Source organism: Vibrio chemaguriensis, from assembly GCF_012275705.1.
GTDB classification, from domain to species: Bacteria; Pseudomonadota; Gammaproteobacteria; order Enterobacterales; family Vibrionaceae; genus Vibrio; species Vibrio diabolicus.
Genome location: NZ_SHOE01000019.1, coordinates 41,779 through 59,995 on the forward strand (window position 1 = coordinate 41,779; position 18,217 = coordinate 59,995).

An 18,217-nucleotide genomic window follows, 5' to 3' on the forward strand; every position below is an offset into this window, starting at 1 on the left:
ATTACAACCCTCTTTCCTTAATCCAGGCTCTTACCTTAATTCCGGGTTCAATTACACTAACACCAGAGATAATGATTTGATCGCCATCGTTAAGCCCAGCTAACACTTGGTTTTTGTCATTCATTTCAATAGCGGCTTTGGACACAATACCTTGCTCATCGACACGCCAAACGTATGTTTTGCCGTTCTCTTCTAGCAGCGCGGAATTAGGAATTTTTGTTGCACCAGCATTTTTAGATAGGAGGTAAGCATTACCAGACATGCCCGGTAAAAGGCCTATTTCTGCTGGTCGCTCCATAACCATAGTGACTTTGTAACTACCGGTTTTAGGATCGGCTTCTGTATCGATTTCTTGAAAGGTCAAGTCAAATGACTGCTCGGGGAAAGCGTCAAAGACCATTCTGGCAGAGACATCGCTACCCTGAGTGTAACGATTTAGCAGATAGTCAGGGACTTGGAATATCACCTTAAGCAGTTGGTTGGATTGAATATTCATCACGCCTTCTTTTGCGGCGACATACTCATGGTTTTCTGCTGGAATATACGAAATCGTACCATTATATGGCGCGACAAGTTTGGTATACCTTAAATTTGCCTTTGCTTGATTCCACTGAGCTTTGGCTGAGTTGTGATTCGCTTTTGCCTCATCAAAGTCTTGTTCGGACACCACTTGGTCTTTACGTAACTTTTGGTATCGCTTGTACTGCACGTCTGCGAGCGCGAAATTTGCCCGAGCTTGCTGTTCAAGCAGAGAATATTCATCAGGATTTAGTGAAGCCAATACATCTCCTTTGCTGACAACTTGACCTTCATTCACCTCAATCGTTTGAAGAAGTCCAGGAACTCGAAACGTCAGTACCGCTTTATCACCAGCTTCCGTCGTGGCAGGAAAGTGTCGTTCAAATTGGGCATTGCCAACAGATACTGTAAATAGCTTCGCGGGGCGGGATTCAGGTTCTGGAACAGGGGGAAGTTCTTTACCACACCCCGACAACACAGCCGAGATGGCGACAGGAATGAGCAATCTTCTCATTACATTCATCCATAAAAAATTAAGGGATTATTTTTAAAGTAGATGAATTCTGGGCGAACTTCCAGAGTTGAAAAGATTAATAGTGCTTTAAAATTAGTAATTTGTGACAAAAAAGCAGGCTTTGCGCCTGCTTCGTTTAAATCTTCTTTGGATACGGAGTGTTTAGAGCTTGCTGAACTCCCGATTCACCCTATATGTATCAGACGTAACATACGCTTCCATGTTACGGATTTTGCCATCAAGACGGTCAAAATCGCGTTCCAACACACTGAGCAATTGGTCCGGACTTTGTCCTTTCTGCCAAGGCTTGCTTTTAAGTGTGTGTTCTTGTTGCGCTCGGATATTTTCAGAATACGTCACTGGTTGCTTTTCTAACATAAACGCCATCGCGACGTATGCTAACAACACCAAAAACGTACCGCCCAACAGCGCTGCAGAAATCACTACAATACGAATCAACCAAACCTCTGCACCAAAGTAGTTGGCAATTCCGGCGCAAACACCGGAGATTTTGCCATTTACTGGGTCACGATACAGCTCTCGATTAGTCATACTTGCGTCTCCATGTTGGTGACTCAGCATCCAAGATGCGCTCCAATGTATCAACTCGGGACTGCATCGCTTCCGCTTTTTCAGATAGTACCTGAAGGCGCTCTAAATCTTGGCTCGACAGTGCACTATCTGTTTTGCGTTTGCTGCGATAGTGTAAGAAGAGCCATAGTGGAGCGACAAAGATTAAAAAGACAATCACTGGTCCTGCTATAAAAAATGCCGACATAAATGGCTCCTTTGTTATTTATCTTTCGATGACATCTGTTCTTTCAGTTTTGCCAACTCTTTTTCGATTTCGTCTTGAGCTTGAAGCTCTGCAAACTCTTGCTCTAGCGATTTTGCATTACCAGTTTGTGCGTACAAATCTGCTTCTGCTTCCATTTCATCCACTTTACGCGAGTACTGCTCAAACTTCGCCATCGCTTCATTAGTACGGCTAGTGTGCAGGTGTTTTTGCACATCACGACGGTTAGAGGCGGTTTGGTTACGAATTGCTAGTGCTTGCTGTTTTGCACGCGTTTCTGCAATTTTGCTTTCTAACTTACCGATCTCGCCTGTAAGCTTGTCGATCGTTTCTTCTACTAACGTCTGCTCAGTGTGAAGGCCTTTAATCACTTGCTCAAGCTTTTGCTTTTCAATTAATGCTGCACGAGCCAAATCTTCACGCTGTTTTACCAACGCTAGGCTCGCTTTTTGGCTCCACTCGCCAATTTGCTCTTCTAACGTTTCAACTTTACGAGCCAACTCTTTTTTGTCTGCAATCGCTTTAGCCGAGTTAGTACGCACTTCAACAAGTGTGTCTTCCATTTCTTGAATGATAAGACGGATCATTTTTTCAGGATCTTCCGCCTTGTCCAGTAATGCACTGATGTTTGAGTTAACGATATCTGCAAATCGAGAAAAAATACCCATAACGGAACTCCTCTTTTTTCCTATTAAAACTCGACAAGGTGGTGATTGACCTTGCGTCTCCCTGAATACATTACAAGTAGCATGCCAACTTAAAATTACATTTAAAATCAGCAGTTTATGCATTTTGTTGTCGTTATGCACTATTATGCTATGATGTTTTTCACCAACTGTTGGTGAAATTCACCAACTCCATATGTAAATCATGGCTCGGCTGTTAAATAAGAAGGACTTTATGAAGCAAAACCTGATTGGTGAATCACCTGCTTTTCTCGCCGTACTAGATAAAGTATCACAACTTGCGCCTATTGAGCGTCCAGTCCTCATTATCGGTGAACGAGGAACGGGTAAAGAACTCATCGCTCAGCGTTTGCATTATTTATCAAGACGTTGGGATAAGCCACTACTATCACTCAACTGTGCGACCTTAAGCGAAGGACTAATAGATTCAGAGCTATTTGGCCATGAATCCGGTTCTTTTACAGGTTCTAAGGGCAAGCATAAAGGACGTTTCGAACGCGCCGAAGGCGGCACTTTGTTTCTTGACGAATTGGCCACCGCACCACTTTTAGTTCAAGAAAAGCTGTTGCGTGTCATCGAATATGGTGAATATGAACGAGTTGGCGGTCATACCGCTCTCAATGCGGATGTTCGACTTGTTTGTGCAACCAATGCGGACTTACCAAAATTGGCGGAACAAGGCGATTTCCGTGCCGACTTACTCGATCGTTTAGCGTTTGACGTCATCATGCTGCCTCCTCTTCGTGAACGAAAAGAAGACATCCTGTCTTTAGCAGAGCACTACGCGATGAAGATGTGCCGTGAACTTCAGCTCGAATATTTTGTCGGTTTTACCTCAAAAGCACAGCATTCGCTTCTTGAATATGAATGGCCAGGTAATGTCCGTGAACTAAAAAACGTGATTGAACGTGCTATTTACCAACATGGTCTCAATGCCGATCCAATTGATGAACTGATTTTCAATCCTTTTGAAACAGTTTGGAATAACACGCTTGCTCATAATGCCGAGCAAGCCGAACAGCAGCAAGAAGAGGAAGCACCAAGCAGCGCAGTTCAATTCCCTCTAGACTATAAACAGTGGCAAGAAGAGCAAGACATCCACTTACTCAATCGCGCATTAGAAGAGGCCAAGTTTAATCAACGACAAGCAGCCGAGTTACTTGGTTTGAGCTACCACCAATTACGAGGGATGGTTAGAAAATATGGTTTAGTCGGGCAAAGCTAGCTTGGTCGAAGGTGCTTGATCGGTTAGCGAGCGAGTGACAGCGCTCTAATTTGTATGTCTTTCAAGCATAACACCTTACAGTGTATGGATTTTATGTTTGGAGCGAGTTCACAAAGGTGATAAATTAGCGAGATCATTTTCGCTTGTTAGCTCTGAAAGAGTAAGATCAAATGAAACAAGCAAGATCCAATGAACATTTCATATTATGAATGCTTTTATAAGATTATCGCTGAGCCTTATTGGGATTAGCCTACTGACCGCTTGTGGTGATGAAATTGACCACAATGACATTCGCAAAGCTGGCTTTGTGTTTTGCGGACAAGGTAAGCCAACCACGTTTAACCCTCAGCTTATTGATAGCGGTATTACCGCAGAGGCACTGAGCCCGCAGTTGTACGATACGCTGCTCACGCTCGATCCTAAATCACATCAGCCAGTAGCAAATATCGCTGAGAGTTGGTCTGTGAATGAGTCAGGAACGGAATACACATTTAAGCTTAAACGTAATGTTCAATTCCAAACCACGTCCTGGTTCACTCCCACTCGCCCATTGAATGCAAAGGATGTGGTATTTAGCTTCAAGCGAATCATTGATGTAGACCATCCTTTTCACCAAGTAGGTGGTGGTTTTTATCCATGGTTTGCAGGGTTAGATTTTCAAAACCTGCTGCAAGACGTGACTGCGATTGACGAGCATACGGTAAGGTTTACCTTGTCTCAGCCAAATTTTTCCTTCTTGGCAAATATTGCCACCAGCCATGCTGTCATATTGTCTGCGGAGTACGGACAGCAACTGGCAGCAAAAGATCATAAAGAAGAAATCGACCAACTTCCTATCGGTACCGGCCCATATCAGCTAAAAGAATACCAAGTGAACGACTTGATTCGTTTGGAACGTCACTCTAACTACTGGAAGTCACCCGCGAAAATGGAACAAGTGGTGTTCGATATCTCTCATCGAGGCACTGGTACCTTGGCGAAACTTTTAAGAAACGAGTGCGATGTGCTCTCTTCACCTATTTCGAGCCAGATACCTGTCATTCAAGAAAATGACAACCTTGAGCTGACGGCTACGCCAGCCAACAACGTATCCTTTATTGCGATCAACACTGAAACGACGGCACTGAGTGATGCTCGCGTCCGCCAAGCACTTAACTTAGCGATTAACCGTCAGAATATTTTAGATTCGGTTTACTACGGAACTGGCTCGCAAGCTTATACATTGCTACCGCCTAATTCATGGGCCTATCAAAAGGACAGCGTGAAAATTCGTTATGACCGTAACTATGCATTAGCACTACTCCGTGATGCTGGCTATGAAGACGGTCTAGAGCTGACAATGTGGGTACCACTTGAACCACGCGCCTTTAACCCAAGTCCTCGCAAGACCGCGGAGCTAATCCAAGCGAATTTTGCCGATATTGGGGTTGAGTTAACGTTGCTAACCGATGATAGATTCGAACGTGTGGATTTAGAGAACATCAACGACATCGATTTACTTTTAACTGGTTGGATTGGTGATACCGGGGACCCTGACAACTTTTTCCGCCCGTTATTATCTTGTGAGTCTGATCGCGTTGGCCTCAACGTATCGATGTGGTGTAACGATGATTTCGATTTCTTGCTCGATTTGGCATTGGAAACCCAAGAACCGCGTTACCGTCTGAACCTATATCGCCAAGCGCAGAACATTTTAAATCAAGAGTTCCCGGTAATTCCTCTGGCACATGGTGTGCAATTCCGTGTTCACGACAAATCACTAACAGGCTTCAAATCAAGCCCTTTCAATGCCCAACCGTTTGATAGAGTTGAGAGAATTCACTGATGTTTTGGTATACCGTTCGACGCTTTAACCTATTTTTCATCACTTTGATGATCCTCACATTAGTGGGCTTTTCTCTGCTGCGCCTTGACCCTCTCTCGCACTGGGCAAACGTTGATTTTTGGTCTGGTTGGCAAACTTACTTAATCAACCTTTCTCAGCTTGATTTTGGCATAAGTAAAAACGGCAACGCGATTTATGACGAGCTCGCCGTCGTATTCCCTGCCACTTTGGAACTGTGCTTTTTTGCCTTTTTGGTGTCCCTTCTGATCGGCATTCCGCTTGGAACCGTGGCTGGGATGAAGCAAGGTAAATGGCTCGACACCAGCATTTCATTCATGTCGATGTCTGGTTATTCCGCTCCAATTTTTTGGGTGGCTCTGCTACTTATCATGGTTTTTTCATTGGAATACCAACTCTTTCCCGTGGCAGGACGGTATGACCTGCTTTACGAAATTGATCATGTAACCGGATTTGCCATTATCGACGCTTTCATGGCGAAAGGTGAATACCGCGCTCACGCACTGCAAAGCGTCATTGAGCATATGGTGCTGCCATGTTTGGTGCTCGCTTTGGCTCCAACCACGCAGGTTGTCGGACTAATGCGTTCTTCGGTGGCGGAAGTGATGAGCCAAAACTACATTCGTGCAGCGAGAATCAAAGGTCTCTCTAACCGCGAGATCGTAACTCAACATGTCTTGCGTAATGCGATACCGCCTATCATCCCCAAAGTCGGTGTTCAGCTTTCCAGTATGATTACCTTGGCTATCATCACTGAATCTATTTTTAACTGGCCAGGTATTGGTCGTTGGTTGTTAGATGCATTGGCAAACCAAGATTATGCATCTATCCAAGCTGGCGTGATGGTACTTGCGACTTTGGTTCTCACCGCTAATATTCTCTCTGATTTGATTGGCGCGATGATTAACCCTCTAGTTCGAAAGGAATGGTATGCTAACAAATAACGTTTATCAGGAAGAACGCATTCCAACTCAGTTTGAGCGATTTTGGCGAAGTTACCGCGCCAACGGGCTAGCCATGTTTGGCCTATGGTGCTTGGTATTTATCGTCCTAATTACCATTTTTGCGCCACTGCTTGCGCCGTTTGATGCCCAAGCACAGTCAGGCGAATTGCTTGTGCCGCCATCATGGGCCCCATCTGGAACGGTTGATTACTTTTTGGGAACCGATGACTTAGGCCGAGACATTCTGTCACGCTTGATCATGGGCTCTCAACTTACATTTGGTGCAGCCGTTGCCATCACTGCGATTGCCGCGGTCGTAGGTTGTTTGATTGGCGTATTAGCAGGTATGACGAAAGGCTTACTGTCGAGTACCCTCAATCACTTGCTCGATACTGTAATGTCGATTCCCTCGTTGTTATTAGCGATCATTTTTGTGGCATTTCTAGGTTTTGGTGGGTTCAACATTTTACTCGCGATCTGCTTGGCATTGATTCCGCGTTTTATTCGTTCTGTTTATATCGCAGTCCACACCGAAGTTGAAAAAGACTACATCATGGCGGCACGCCTTGATGGCGCTAATGATTTCTACTTGTTGTGGAGTTCAATTCTTCCCAACATATTGACGGTTATTGCTGCTGAAATCACGCTCGCGCTGTCTGCTGCGATTTTAGATATTACTGCGCTGGGCTTTCTTGGCTTAGGCGCACAAGCACCAAGTACTGAGTGGGGAGCGATATTAGGTGACTCTGTCGAGTTGATTTATATTGCACCTTGGACCGTAACCCTACCCGGCCTAACCATCATGTTTACCGTTATTACCCTAAACTTAGTAGGTGAAGGTGTACGTCAAGCGCTTAATGCGGGGATCGAATAATGCCGTTGTTAGATATTCGACATTTGACTATTGAGATTGAAACCCCTCAAGGGTTGGTCAAAGCCGTGGACCGAATGAGCCTAACTTTGAATGAAGGTGAGATTCGTGGTCTTGTAGGTGAGTCTGGTTCAGGGAAAAGCTTAGTTGCAAAAGCGATTGTCGGGGTAAGTAAAGATAACTGGCGCATTACCGCGGACCGTATGCGCCTTGGCAATATTGACTTGCTTCAGCTTACGCCAAAAGAGCGTCGGCGCGTCATTGCTCGTGATATTGCGATGATTTTCCAAGAGCCTTCAACTTGTCTTGACCCTTCAGAAGAAGTGGGACGTCAATTGATCGAGTCCATTCCATCTCGTGCGTTTGAAGGGAAATGGTGGGAGCGATTTAAATGGCGTAAAAAACAGGCCATCGCGCTTCTGCATAAAGTAGGCATTAAAGATCACAAGCGTTTAATGGGTAGCTATCCTTATGAACTGACCGATGGTGAGTGTCAAAAAGTCATGATTGCCATGGCGATAGCGACCAAACCAAAGTTGCTGATCGCAGATGAACCAACCAACGACTTAGACCCGATTACCCAATCGCAAATATTGCGTTTATTGAGCCGTATGAACCAGCTCAATAACACGACCATTCTGCTTATCGGTCACGACTTAGCGACCATCACACAATGGGCGGGCCGCATTACGGTAATGTATTGTGGTCAGTCGGTAGAGTCTGCCGATACCAGTAAAATCATTGCGGCACCCAAGCACCCGTATACAGATGCCTTGCTTAAAGCGATGCCAGACTTTAATGATTGGGTACCACACAAGCAAAAACTCCAATCCCTACCGGGATCGATTCCGCCATTGCAGCATCTGCCCATCGGTTGTCGACTCGGTCCACGTTGCCCGTATGCGCAGAAACAATGTGTTGAAATTCCACACACCAGACGAATTAAGAATCATAAATTTAACTGCCACTTTCCATTGAACACGGAGAAAAAGTCATGAGTGCGTTACTTGAAGTCGATAATTTATCGAAGCAGTTTGTTACGCGCTCCCGACTATTCAAACGTCAGGTTAATGAGGCTGTCAAACCGGTGAGCTTTACGTTAGAGCCAGGGCAAACTATCGGTTTTATTGGCCAAAACGGTTCAGGAAAATCCACTCTTGCCCGTATGCTTGCAGGCGTTGTAGAGCCAAGCTCCGGAGAGATCCGTGTAAATGGCGAACGATTGGAGCACAAAGATTACGCGACACGCTGTAAGCTCATTCGCATGATTTTCCAAGATCCAAACACATCGCTCAACCCGCGTATCCAGATTGGCCGTATTTTGGAAGGCCCATTAAAGCGAAACACCAACATGCCGCCAGATGCACGCATGCAGCGTGTGAAGAACACCCTACTCCGCGTCGGATTGTTGCCTGAACACGCCTATTTTTATCCACAAATGCTAGCGGCAGGTCAAAAACAGCGCGTGTGTTTAGCTCGTGCGCTTATTCTTCAACCTTCCATCATTGTCGCTGATGAGGCGTTAAACGGTTTGGATATGGCAATGCGCTCACAGATCATTAACTTATTCCTCGAGTTGCAAGAAGAGATGGGATTGTCATTTGTGTACGTGTCTCAACACATTGGCATTGTTAAGCACATTACTGATAAAGTGATGGTGATGCATGAAGGTGAAGTGGTCGAGTTTGGCGAAACTAACCAGGTACTCACTAGCCCAGAACATCCGATTACTCAACGCCTAGTCGAAAGCCACTTCTATAAGGCGCCAAGCCACCAAACAAAATAGCCTATCAAAGATGTCATCGTTCAAATGTAAAGAAGCCTGCGTTAAAGCAGGCTTCTTTATTAAATGGACACGAATCGAAAAATTAGCGGCGGCTCGCTTGTTTGCGCAGTTCGAAATCAAACTCATCAGGAAACAAAACCACCCCTTCTTCATTTTGATTTGGGAATACAACAACAGATAATTCGTCATCTTCTAGACCAGAGGTCCAACGACTGTGCCACTTATTTAGAGAGATCGCTTCTGGCTCGCAATCTTCCCAATCACCATTCGCCCATTGCAAAGCAAACTCTTCGTTTGGCCACACTGGTACACAATCATCATCTTCTGTATTTAACATGACACAGCCATGTTCATCTTTCAGAATCCAAACTTTACGATTCGCCACAATCTCTTTTACGCAGTACTTTAAACGTTGCTCTTCGTTGTAACGATTGATGGTATCCATCTGCTCTTGGGTCAGTTGCTCAGACATATTCGTCTCCTATTTCCCATAGAAAAATGCCCGCAGCTAGGCGGGCATTTAAAGTATATGCTAGAAAATTAAGCTAGCTCAGTTTGAAGCCAAGGCCAACCTTGCTTCTTACGGCTTAGCGTGTTTTCCATCATTAGCATGCCGTCTTTCTCGTGCTTAACAAGCTTCTCAGCCCACTCACCTTTGTATAGAAGACGAGTTTGAGCAGTCGTGATGTCTGTTAGCATTACAGCAGCAAATGCAAGATTATCTTTTTCGCAACGCGCTTCTAGGTCCGCTTCTAGTGCTTCGATCATACCGTCAACTTGCTCTAGTGTTGCAAGCTCAACCTGACCTACTACTACGTCACGACCGTTGAATGGGTAACCTTTAAGGTCTTTCTCAACAAGCTCAGCCGCAGATAGACCTTCGATGTTTGTCTTAGCAATTAGAAGATCTTTAGTGAATGCGTCAACATCTTGTACGTCTGCGATTACCGCTAGCTCAGCAACGGCATCTTTGTCTTTTTGTGTACAAGTTGGAGAAGCGAAGCCTACTGTGTCAGATAGAATTGCTGACATCATTAGCTTAGCGATTTGTGGAGTAATCGCGTGACCTTCAATCTTGAACATGTTGAATAGAACAGTGTTGGTACAACCAACAGGCCAGATCCATGCTTCCATTGGGTTTACTGTCATCACGTCACCTAGGCGGTGGTGGTCAACAATACCCGCAATTTCAGCTTCTGCGATATCGTCTGGTGCTTGTGCTAGATCTGAGTAATCTACTAGCCAAACGGTCTCACCCGCAACTGATGTGCGAAGCTCAGGAACTTCAGCGCCAGCAACTTCTAGGATGTGCTGAGTTTCACGGTTGATTTCGCCTTGGCGAATTGGCATAGCTTCAACGCCACGCGCTTTTAGAAGTTCAGTTGCAACGAGTGCACTACAAATACTGTCACTGTCTGGGTTCTTATGACCTACAACTAGAATCATGTTTCTTCCTATTCAAGTCAATTTTATACGCCGCCTAATACAGTTAATTAGGGCGTGTTTGCTCACAAAGGCCGATACTTTACCTGATTTCAGAGAGTTTGACACGAAGAAAAGTTCACAATGCTATTGCGAATAAATCTCATTTACATATAATGATAATTATTCCTATTTGCATTTGAGTAAACGATGAACGCGACCCAATTTTTACACTCTACACAACAGTTGTTTCAGCCTACTCAGTTTCGTTTAGCTTATAAGCGATTGCTGATCCCTATCGTCATGCTCATTTTGCTAGGCAATGAAAATACACGTGACGTTGCCGTACAGACACTATCCGACTCATTCTGGGCGGTGTCATGCTATGTTGCCGCCACCTTGGCAATTTATCATTATCTTTCAAACTTTATGTCGAAAACCAATCGAATTACCGAGCTCTACCACCGCTCGCGTAATCATCAGGTTTTCTTTGCTTCTTTATTGGGCGCTTTGCCTGGCTGTGGTGGCGCTATTGTTGTGACAACGCAATTTATTAGTGGCCGAGTAGGATTTGGTGCGATTGTCGCGGTACTTACTTCAACAATGGGTGACGCTGCCTTTTTGCTTCTCGCCGCCAAACCTAGTGTTGGATTAGGCGTGGTTGGATTAGGCATAATCGTGGGTACTCTTTCAGGGCTGGTCGTTAATGCTTTTCATGCTGATAACTTTCTGCGCCCAGAGCCAAAAGAAGCACTTCAGACACATGCTTGGTGCCAACACCAGACAGACCGACACACGCCTCTTGAACAACGTGCAATCAATCTACAAGGCGCGTTTTGGAAATGGCTTATTGTGCCTGCTAGTGTCGTTGCTGTGTTAATGTCTTTCCAAATCGATATTAATCAGCTGTTGTCTTTGCAGGCCAATACCATTGAATGGCTGGGCGCTATCTTCGCGGTGATCACAATGTCGTTGTGGGCGATGACAAAAGAGCTCGGCGATTATCAGTCAACGGTCTCTGAAGATGAAAAAATCGTGGACTCACACCCGATTCAAAAAGCAGCCCAAGATACGAATTTCGTCAGTGCTTGGGTGATCGTGGCGTTTCTGGCGTTTGAACTGACGACCTATTTTTCTGGAATCAATCTCGTAGAAACCTTTTCTCATTGGGGGATATGGATGCCATTAGCTGGCTTAGCCATTGGTATGCTACCTGGTTGCGGACCGCAAATTTTAGTCACCAGCCTGTACATCTCTGGCGCAGCTCCACTTTCTGCGCAACTGGCCAATGCGATTTCTAACGATGGTGACGCCCTATTCCCCGCCATTGCAATGGCACCGAAAGCTGCTTTGGTCGCGACTATTTATTCGTCCATTCCTGCGTTTATTGTTGGATACGGGTATTACTTTTTATTCGAGTTCTGACGCTCAGGACGTCAAAACAAGAAAGGAGCCATAGTAGGCTCCTTTCTTGTTTTTATAATCGAACGATTTGCTTCACGTTATGCCGTGACGATCGCTTTCGCATTTAGCCCTTTATCCACGCTCACCATTAATAACTGACAAGGTTCTTGGTTTAGCTTTTCTCCTGTCCAGTAATCATACCAATCCATCGGTTGATCAGACGTCAGCGTAAATTCCATCGCACCGTAGCTGGCATAGTTAAACAAGCAATGAAGGTCATTCTTCGTCGTTAGTTTTAAAAACGCATGATTTAAACTCAAAGCCGTGAACTTTGCTGACTCTTGGTTACGTTGTTGACGTAGCATGAGCTTAGCCAATGTCTTCTTTGCAAATGGCGTAATCTCAGGGAGCGGATCGCCAGACAGCAGCAAACCACCACACGCCAATAACACCGTGCGATGAAATTCATACTCTTCTCTGGATGCGGCTTGATTAGCTAATGACGTGAATGTCGCGCAATCCGGATCAATTTGCCACAGTTTTCGATGCTGCCAACTACGGTAAAAGGTTTCTTTGGCTATCTGCTCGAAACGACGACTATGGCGTTCTACGTCATCAGAAACACGCATTGCATCCACAAGCCCTAGTGATGGCCACATTGGCGCGTTGCAACCTAAAAGCCACGCATCACCAGCGCCTTTAGCAATCGCTTCCATTCCTAAGCGATACGCCTCAACGCCTGTAATACCAGATTGTTTACGCACACCTTTCAAGGTGCCCCAATAGTTCGCGTCTAGCTTGAACAATTCAACGCCCCACTCTTGTCTCATGACAGAGACCACATTCGTCAGATGGTCTTGCACTTCTGGATTTGAGGTATCGAGTATGTACCAAGGCGTGCAGCGCCAACCACCGTATGTGACATCTTCTGCTTTAAGTAAGCTTCCATCTTTGTGACGAACAAACCACTCTGGGTGTTGTTTGAAGATCTCCGACTCAGGTTGAGCAATAAAGGGTGCCATCCAAATTGCAGGCTTTTTGCCTTTTGCACGGATACTATGAATGAGCTCTTTCACACCACCAGAAAACTTATCCGATGGGATTAACCAATCGCCCATAAAGGCTTGATAGCCATCATCCAGAAGTACCCACTCTAGGTCTTCAAGCTTATCTTGCATGCAATCAACGTTCTGCATGATGTTTTGCTCTGTCACGTCTGCGTAGTAGGCATACCACGAACACCAACCGACAGGCGCATCTTGTGTCACACCTTGGCGAACAGGATGATGCTCTGCAATCATCTCGCCATAGATTTGATAAAGCTCAGACAGAGATTGGCCACAGAGTACCGCCACGGACTCAAGTTGATTACTTTCCCAATCCGCCACTTGAGTAAACTCACCATCAATCGCGGCAGATAAAACCCAATGTCCATCACGCAGGACAACATCAAAATAGCCCGCAAAACGGTGACATGAAGTAAAGCCAAACAAGGTATAGCCAGCCGAGCCTTCCACCACTAAATAATTGTAGTAACGCTTAGGGGCATCTTTGGGATAGATTCGATAAGAAGGGTTGTTGTCTGGACAGCGACCAATATCAACAGGATGGCTAACCGTTCCCGCTGTTTGCGCCAGCATTTGGAATCCATCGCCAATCACGTTGGCCTCGTGCTCATATAAAAACGGCATCTCGAACAACACTTCACGGTCGGTAAACGTTTTATTGTGAAGCCCAGCAAAAGAAAAATGTAATTGATTACCCTCAACTTCAACTTGGAAGTCGTTGTTATTCACAGTGATCTCAATGTGATTTGCCAATTGAATGCTCTGAGCCATAAAGAGTCTACTCACTTAATTATTATTGTTTAGCTTGGTTCATTATCCCCTGCTTGTCCCACCCAATTCGTTATCAACGTCACGAATCCTACTGTCGTTTAGCGTCACAAATTTATTATTGAGATAACGCTCACTGAAATTTTGGTTAAAAAAATACCAGCCCGAAGGCTGGTATTTCGATTGATGTGAATTGCATTAATTAAGCAACTTCGATTGGACCACCGAATGAAGTCACTGGCGGTACTTTGCCGGTGAACTTCTCGAAGTCTACGATACATGTGTTCGCAGAAGTCGCCTGCGCAAGTTCAGAAGAGCCAATGTCTTGCGTTAGCGTGTTAGGGTCACCGTAAGTACAGATTGCGCCCTCTTTCTCGTTTAGAGGACCGTACCATGCACCTTCTTCGATACGAATAACGCCACGTGGGTAGCTGTCAGTAAGAACAGCACCAGCTAATAGCTGACCACGACCGTTGAATACGCGCACTAAGTCACCGTCTTTGATGCCTTTCGCTTTCGCATCCGCTGGGTTGATGTAAACAGGCTCACGACCTTGCACCGCGTAAGTTGCACGGAACTCTTCAGATTCACACATTTGAGAGTGCAGACGCTTGTCTGGGTGACAAGACTGCAACCAGAATGGGTATTTATCTGAACCAGGGCCACCGTGTGAACGCTCTGATTTTTCGAACCACATTGGGTGTTCTTGACAGTGTTCGTAGCCGTAACGGCCGATCTTACGAGACGTGATCTCGATGAAACCAGACGGCGTACCTAGTGGGTTAAGCTCAGGGTCTTTACGGAAGTCCGCATGACGAACCCAAGGTTTACCTTCACCGAAGTCTAGTACGCTCTTCTCCCAGAACTCGTTGAATTCTGGCATTTCAAACTTACCTTCGTTCGCTTTTTTACAATCGTTGTAAAGGCTTTCGATCCATTCCATCTCGCTCATACCACGAGTGTATTCTTCGCGGCGACCAAAACGCTGAGTTAGTTCACTCATGATTTGGAAGTCAGGCTTAGATTGGAACAATGGATCGACGAGACGATGCATTGCAATCAGACCTTTGTTCGAGTATGAACCGTATACGTCGATGTCGTTACGTTCCCATTGCGTACACGCAGGTAGAACGATATCCGAGAAACGACATGTTGCAGTCCAAGCAAACTCGATCGTTACAACCGTTTGAAGTTTGCGGAACGCTTTCTTCATGCGGTTACGATCTTGATGGTGGTGCCATGGGTTACAACCCGAGATCACCATCATCTTGAAGTCTGGCAGTTTCACTTTACCGCCGTTGTAGTTGATCTCTTTGCCTGGCTCAAGCAGACAGTCGATCCAACGTGCAACTGGGATAGTACGGCTGTAACCGTTAAAGTCGTTGTTGTCCCACTTCGGCTTCATACCTTGGTCAAGGTTACGAGGGAAACCACCAGGGCCCGCGAAACCAGTTGAAGGTACACCGATACTTGAGTAGTGGTGACCGTAAGAGATACCACCGCCAGGTAAACCGATTTGACCAACCATTGCAGCAACCACAGCCGCTGCCCAGTATGGCTGCTCACCGTGCTCTTGACGCTGGATACACCAACCCATCAGGATCTGTGTACGGCCACTTACTAGCATACGCGCGAATTCGCGAATCTTGTCCGCTTTCACGCCACAGATAGCCGCAGCCCACTCTGGTGTTTTCTCTACTTTGTCTTTTGTCTTACCTTGAACGTATTGAATAAACTCTTCAAAGCCTAGACAGTAAGTATCAATGAACTTCTTATCGTACAAGTCTTCGTTGTACAGCACGTGCGCCACAGCAAGCATGAACGCTACGTCTGTCAGCGGGTTAATGTACAAGTGATCGTTCTCTAAGTAGCGCTGAGTCTTGTTCTTCACTGGATCTACAGATAGAACGTTGATCTCACCTTTCGCTACTTTTTCTTTTAGTTGTGCTAGGTACTTGAACGACTCATGCGTTTCACAGTTCCAACCTACTTGAAGGTTTTTCACTGGGTCGTTAGCCCAAAGAACGATGTTGTCAGAGTTCTCTAGGATTTCAGACCAAGACGTACCTTGTGCGTAAACTTCCGTTGAACCAAGTACGTAAGGCATGATGGTTTGACCTGCACCCGTCGAGTAGTCACCTACTTTCGTGATGAAGTTGCCGTGCATACCTACTGCACGTTGCATGTGCGCGGTACAGTTGTTGAATGAACCTGTTTGGTTCCAACCCGTTTGACCTGCGTGTAGCGCCCATGGACCGTAGTCTTTTTGAATACGTTCTAGTTCGCGGTAGAACAAATCTAGCGCTTCATCCCAAGTCACGCGGATGAAACGGTTGTTACCGCGAGTATCCGCGCTGTATTTATGTTTCTTCAACCAATCTAGACGAACCATTGGGTAACGAACACGTGAAGGGCTGTAGATAATACCCTTGATGCCGTTCAACATTTCTGTTGGGTTTTTGTCTAGCTCTAGCGGTTTGATCTCTTGAACTTTACCCGCGTAGATGTGGGCGCGGAACGCGCCCCAGTGAGAACCTGTTACTTTCCAAGTACCTGTCGTCTCAACAGCATTGGCAGAGGCTGACGCCAATAAGCTAGGACCAATAACTGACGCTGCACTTGTGGTTGCTACACCTTTAAGAAAACTTCTTCGTGTAATAGCCATTTAAATTACTCCAATCCGACGCTTATTAGTGGTGACCTTCAGCATAATCTGAAGAGTGTTTCTGTAGATACTTCAAGATCAGGGCTTCACTGTCTGTATCTAGGTTAACGAACGCCAACATACCGTCGAACATACCTGGCCAGGTGTTCGCGTCGAAGTGCGCTTCCGCAGGTTGCGTGTGACATACTGAACAGTTGGTTTTGTACGCTTCACGAGATTTTTCCCAAACAGGATTGATGTCGTTCAGCATAGACTCTTTCTTAAGCCATACTTTCGCTGCCACTTTTTCCCATGGAAGACCCGTTAGCTCATCCACTTTTTTCTCACCAGTCGTCACAATGTTGCTATCTGTCGCTGCTTCTTTCATCAGAGACGCAGTCGCAATGTTCTTACCGAAGTCTTCTTGAATTACGCGACCAAAACCTTTCGCTTTACGCCAGCCATCGATTTCGATTTCAACAAACTCGCCTTTGTCTTCAAGAACTTTAACGGTCGATGCTGGATTAAGAAGACCGGCTTCTTTAGTGCCTTGTGCATCAAAGTAAATAGGTAGGTGACGAACACTCACTAGTTGCTGGCCTACAGAGTAATCTGTATTTGAAGTCATACCTTCTAGGTCACCCACGATACCGCCGATGCTGTCCATACCTGCTGGCAGGTTATGCGCGATACCTTTATGACAGTCAACACAGCTTTGATCTTTCTCTGCTGCTTGCTTCATTTGGATACGAGCGGTTGGAGACATTTGCTCGAAATCCATCGATTCGTAGTTGTGACAGTTCTTACACTCTAAAGATTTGTTTGCCGAGAAACGATCCCATTCGTGTTTCGCAAGTTCGATACGACGCTCTTCAAACACACCCGGTTCGTCGTAGTTGCCAAATACCTGTGCAAATACCTCTTTAGATGCCTGCATTTTACGAGCAATTTTGTCTGTCCAGTTATGAGGAACGTGACAGTCAGGGCAAGTAGCACGAACACCTGAATGGTTTTTCCAGTGAACCGTTTCTTGCAGCTCAACGTACACGTTGTCACGCATTGTGTGACAACTAATACAGAATTCTTCTGTGTTGGTTGCTTCTAGAGCGGTGTTAAAGCCACCCCAAAAGATAACACCAGCAATGAAGCCGCCCATAGTCAGCACACCTAGGCTGATATGTACAGCTGGGCGCGTCATGGTACGCCACAGTTTAATGATTAATGATTTCATTATTTGCTCTCTTAAAATCTTTTCAAAAGTGTGGTTATGAGCTCACAGGCTTACATGCCGTGCGCGCCTGGAGGTCCAAAGAAGAACACTTGCAACATCCAAACGATGAACCCGTAACCGCCGACAAAAGCCACACTCAGAATTGGGAAGAGAACAACTGCAATGAAGAGGAACGACTTCCACTCCAGGGAGCGTTTTTCACCACTCTCAATTTTATTAACATCACTCATACATTTGCCTATTTTGTATCTAGTGTTATTGAAAAGCCCGCGTAACCAAGCTTAAGTTTTTTACAATCTCTAATGGAAAATGTTAGACCATACTAATAGTAAGGTTCAATCAAATAAGAGCTCTCAGGCCTTGTAATTCAACACTTTTTTGAGCTCATCCAGAGATGTGATTGATTGATGTTATTTATTAAAAAACATGAACAGATGTGACAAAATAAGTCTTTTAACCAATTGTTAAAACAACAACATTTAACAAACATAAGTTAC

17 protein-coding genes are annotated in these 18,217 nt (G+C 45.4%); 7 read left to right on the forward strand and 10 right to left on the reverse strand.

Annotated features, from left to right (window positions below):
* Window position 1 precedes the first annotated feature (1 nt).
* The 4 genes from EX191_RS16980 to pspA form a co-directional block, all read right to left on the reverse strand.
* Window positions 2–1,033: an efflux RND transporter periplasmic adaptor subunit gene (locus EX191_RS16980; RefSeq protein WP_104974257.1), complete on the reverse strand. Its 1,032-nt coding sequence runs from the start codon at window positions 1,031–1,033 to the stop codon at window positions 2–4.
* 162 nt (window positions 1,034–1,195) lie between these two features.
* Window positions 1,196–1,585 (reverse strand): envelope stress response membrane protein PspC, encoded by a 390-nt coding sequence (gene pspC, locus EX191_RS16985; RefSeq protein ID WP_012841944.1) that lies wholly within the window; start codon window positions 1,583–1,585, stop codon window positions 1,196–1,198.
* The gene (gene pspB / locus EX191_RS16990) at window positions 1,578–1,811 is read right to left on the reverse strand and encodes an envelope stress response membrane protein PspB (RefSeq protein WP_005393293.1); all 234 of its coding nucleotides are present in this window, start codon (window positions 1,809–1,811) and stop codon (window positions 1,578–1,580) included. Before pspB ends, pspC begins: the two co-directional genes overlap by 8 nt.
* A gap of 14 nt (window positions 1,812–1,825) precedes the next feature.
* Window positions 1,826–2,497 (reverse strand): phage shock protein PspA, encoded by a 672-nt coding sequence (pspA, locus tag EX191_RS16995; protein ID WP_005393294.1) that lies wholly within the window; start codon window positions 2,495–2,497, stop codon window positions 1,826–1,828.
* A 232-nt stretch (window positions 2,498–2,729) separates the two neighbouring features.
* Here pspA and pspF point away from each other — a divergent pair, with 232 nt between their 5' ends.
* The 6 genes from pspF (at window position 2,730) to EX191_RS17025 (ending at window position 9,184) form a co-directional block, all read left to right on the forward strand.
* Window positions 2,730–3,740 (forward strand): phage shock protein operon transcriptional activator, encoded by a 1,011-nt coding sequence (gene pspF, locus EX191_RS17000; RefSeq protein ID WP_193448125.1) that lies wholly within the window; start codon window positions 2,730–2,732, stop codon window positions 3,738–3,740.
* Between the two features lie 205 nt (window positions 3,741–3,945).
* Window positions 3,946–5,565 carry an ABC transporter substrate-binding protein SapA gene (sapA, locus tag EX191_RS17005; protein ID WP_005393298.1) on the forward strand — a complete coding sequence of 540 codons (1,620 nt, stop codon included), beginning with the start codon at window positions 3,946–3,948 and terminating at the stop codon, window positions 5,563–5,565.
* Window positions 5,565–6,527 (forward strand): ABC transporter permease, encoded by a 963-nt coding sequence (locus EX191_RS17010; protein ID WP_046874787.1) that lies wholly within the window; start codon window positions 5,565–5,567, stop codon window positions 6,525–6,527. Before sapA ends, EX191_RS17010 begins: the two co-directional genes overlap by 1 nt.
* Entirely contained in the window at window positions 6,514–7,401 is an 888-nt protein-coding gene (locus EX191_RS17015) for an ABC transporter permease subunit (RefSeq protein ID WP_193448126.1), read from the forward strand. Before EX191_RS17010 ends, EX191_RS17015 begins: the two co-directional genes overlap by 14 nt.
* A complete protein-coding gene (locus EX191_RS17020; protein ID WP_005378126.1) occupies window positions 7,401–8,396 on the forward strand; it encodes a peptide ABC transporter ATP-binding protein in 996 nt (331 codons plus the stop codon). The genes EX191_RS17015 and EX191_RS17020 overlap by 1 nt, the downstream gene beginning before the upstream one ends.
* Window positions 8,393–9,184 (forward strand): peptide ABC transporter ATP-binding protein, encoded by a 792-nt coding sequence (locus tag EX191_RS17025; protein ID WP_006742848.1) that lies wholly within the window; start codon window positions 8,393–8,395, stop codon window positions 9,182–9,184. The genes EX191_RS17020 and EX191_RS17025 overlap by 4 nt, the downstream gene beginning before the upstream one ends.
* An 82-nt stretch (window positions 9,185–9,266) precedes the next feature.
* Here the strand turns inward: EX191_RS17025 and EX191_RS17030 are convergent, their stop codons facing one another.
* Together EX191_RS17030 and EX191_RS17035 are read right to left on the reverse strand one after the other, a co-directional pair.
* Window positions 9,267–9,656: a DUF2750 domain-containing protein gene (locus EX191_RS17030; RefSeq protein ID WP_012841946.1), complete on the reverse strand. Its 390-nt coding sequence runs from the start codon at window positions 9,654–9,656 to the stop codon at window positions 9,267–9,269.
* Between the two features lie 68 nt (window positions 9,657–9,724).
* Window positions 9,725–10,630, reverse strand: a complete 906-nt coding sequence (locus EX191_RS17035) for a manganese-dependent inorganic pyrophosphatase (protein ID WP_005393312.1) — start codon at window positions 10,628–10,630, stop codon at window positions 9,725–9,727.
* A 186-nt stretch (window positions 10,631–10,816) separates the two neighbouring features.
* On the opposite strand from EX191_RS17035, the gene EX191_RS17040 reads away from it, so the two are divergent.
* Entirely contained in the window at window positions 10,817–12,031 is a 1,215-nt protein-coding gene (locus tag EX191_RS17040) for a putative manganese transporter (protein ID WP_193448127.1), read from the forward strand.
* A 77-nt stretch (window positions 12,032–12,108) separates the two neighbouring features.
* Here EX191_RS17040 and EX191_RS17045 read toward each other — a convergent pair whose 3' ends face one another.
* From EX191_RS17045 to torE, 4 genes are all read right to left on the reverse strand, one after another.
* Complete coding sequence (locus EX191_RS17045; protein WP_167426717.1) at window positions 12,109–13,848, reverse strand: glycoside hydrolase family 36 protein; 1,740 nt, start codon at window positions 13,846–13,848, stop codon at window positions 12,109–12,111.
* A gap of 199 nt (window positions 13,849–14,047) precedes the next feature.
* Complete coding sequence (torA, locus tag EX191_RS17050) at window positions 14,048–16,510, reverse strand: trimethylamine-N-oxide reductase TorA (protein ID WP_041156583.1); 2,463 nt, start codon at window positions 16,508–16,510, stop codon at window positions 14,048–14,050.
* Window positions 16,511–16,535: 25 nt separating this feature from the next.
* Complete coding sequence (torC, locus tag EX191_RS17055) at window positions 16,536–17,720, reverse strand: pentaheme c-type cytochrome TorC (RefSeq protein WP_031780338.1); 1,185 nt, start codon at window positions 17,718–17,720, stop codon at window positions 16,536–16,538.
* A gap of 50 nt (window positions 17,721–17,770) precedes the next feature.
* Window positions 17,771–17,950, reverse strand: a complete 180-nt coding sequence (gene torE, locus EX191_RS17060) for a trimethylamine N-oxide reductase system protein TorE (protein ID WP_005378141.1) — start codon at window positions 17,948–17,950, stop codon at window positions 17,771–17,773.
* Window positions 17,951–18,217: the final 267 nt, after the last annotated feature.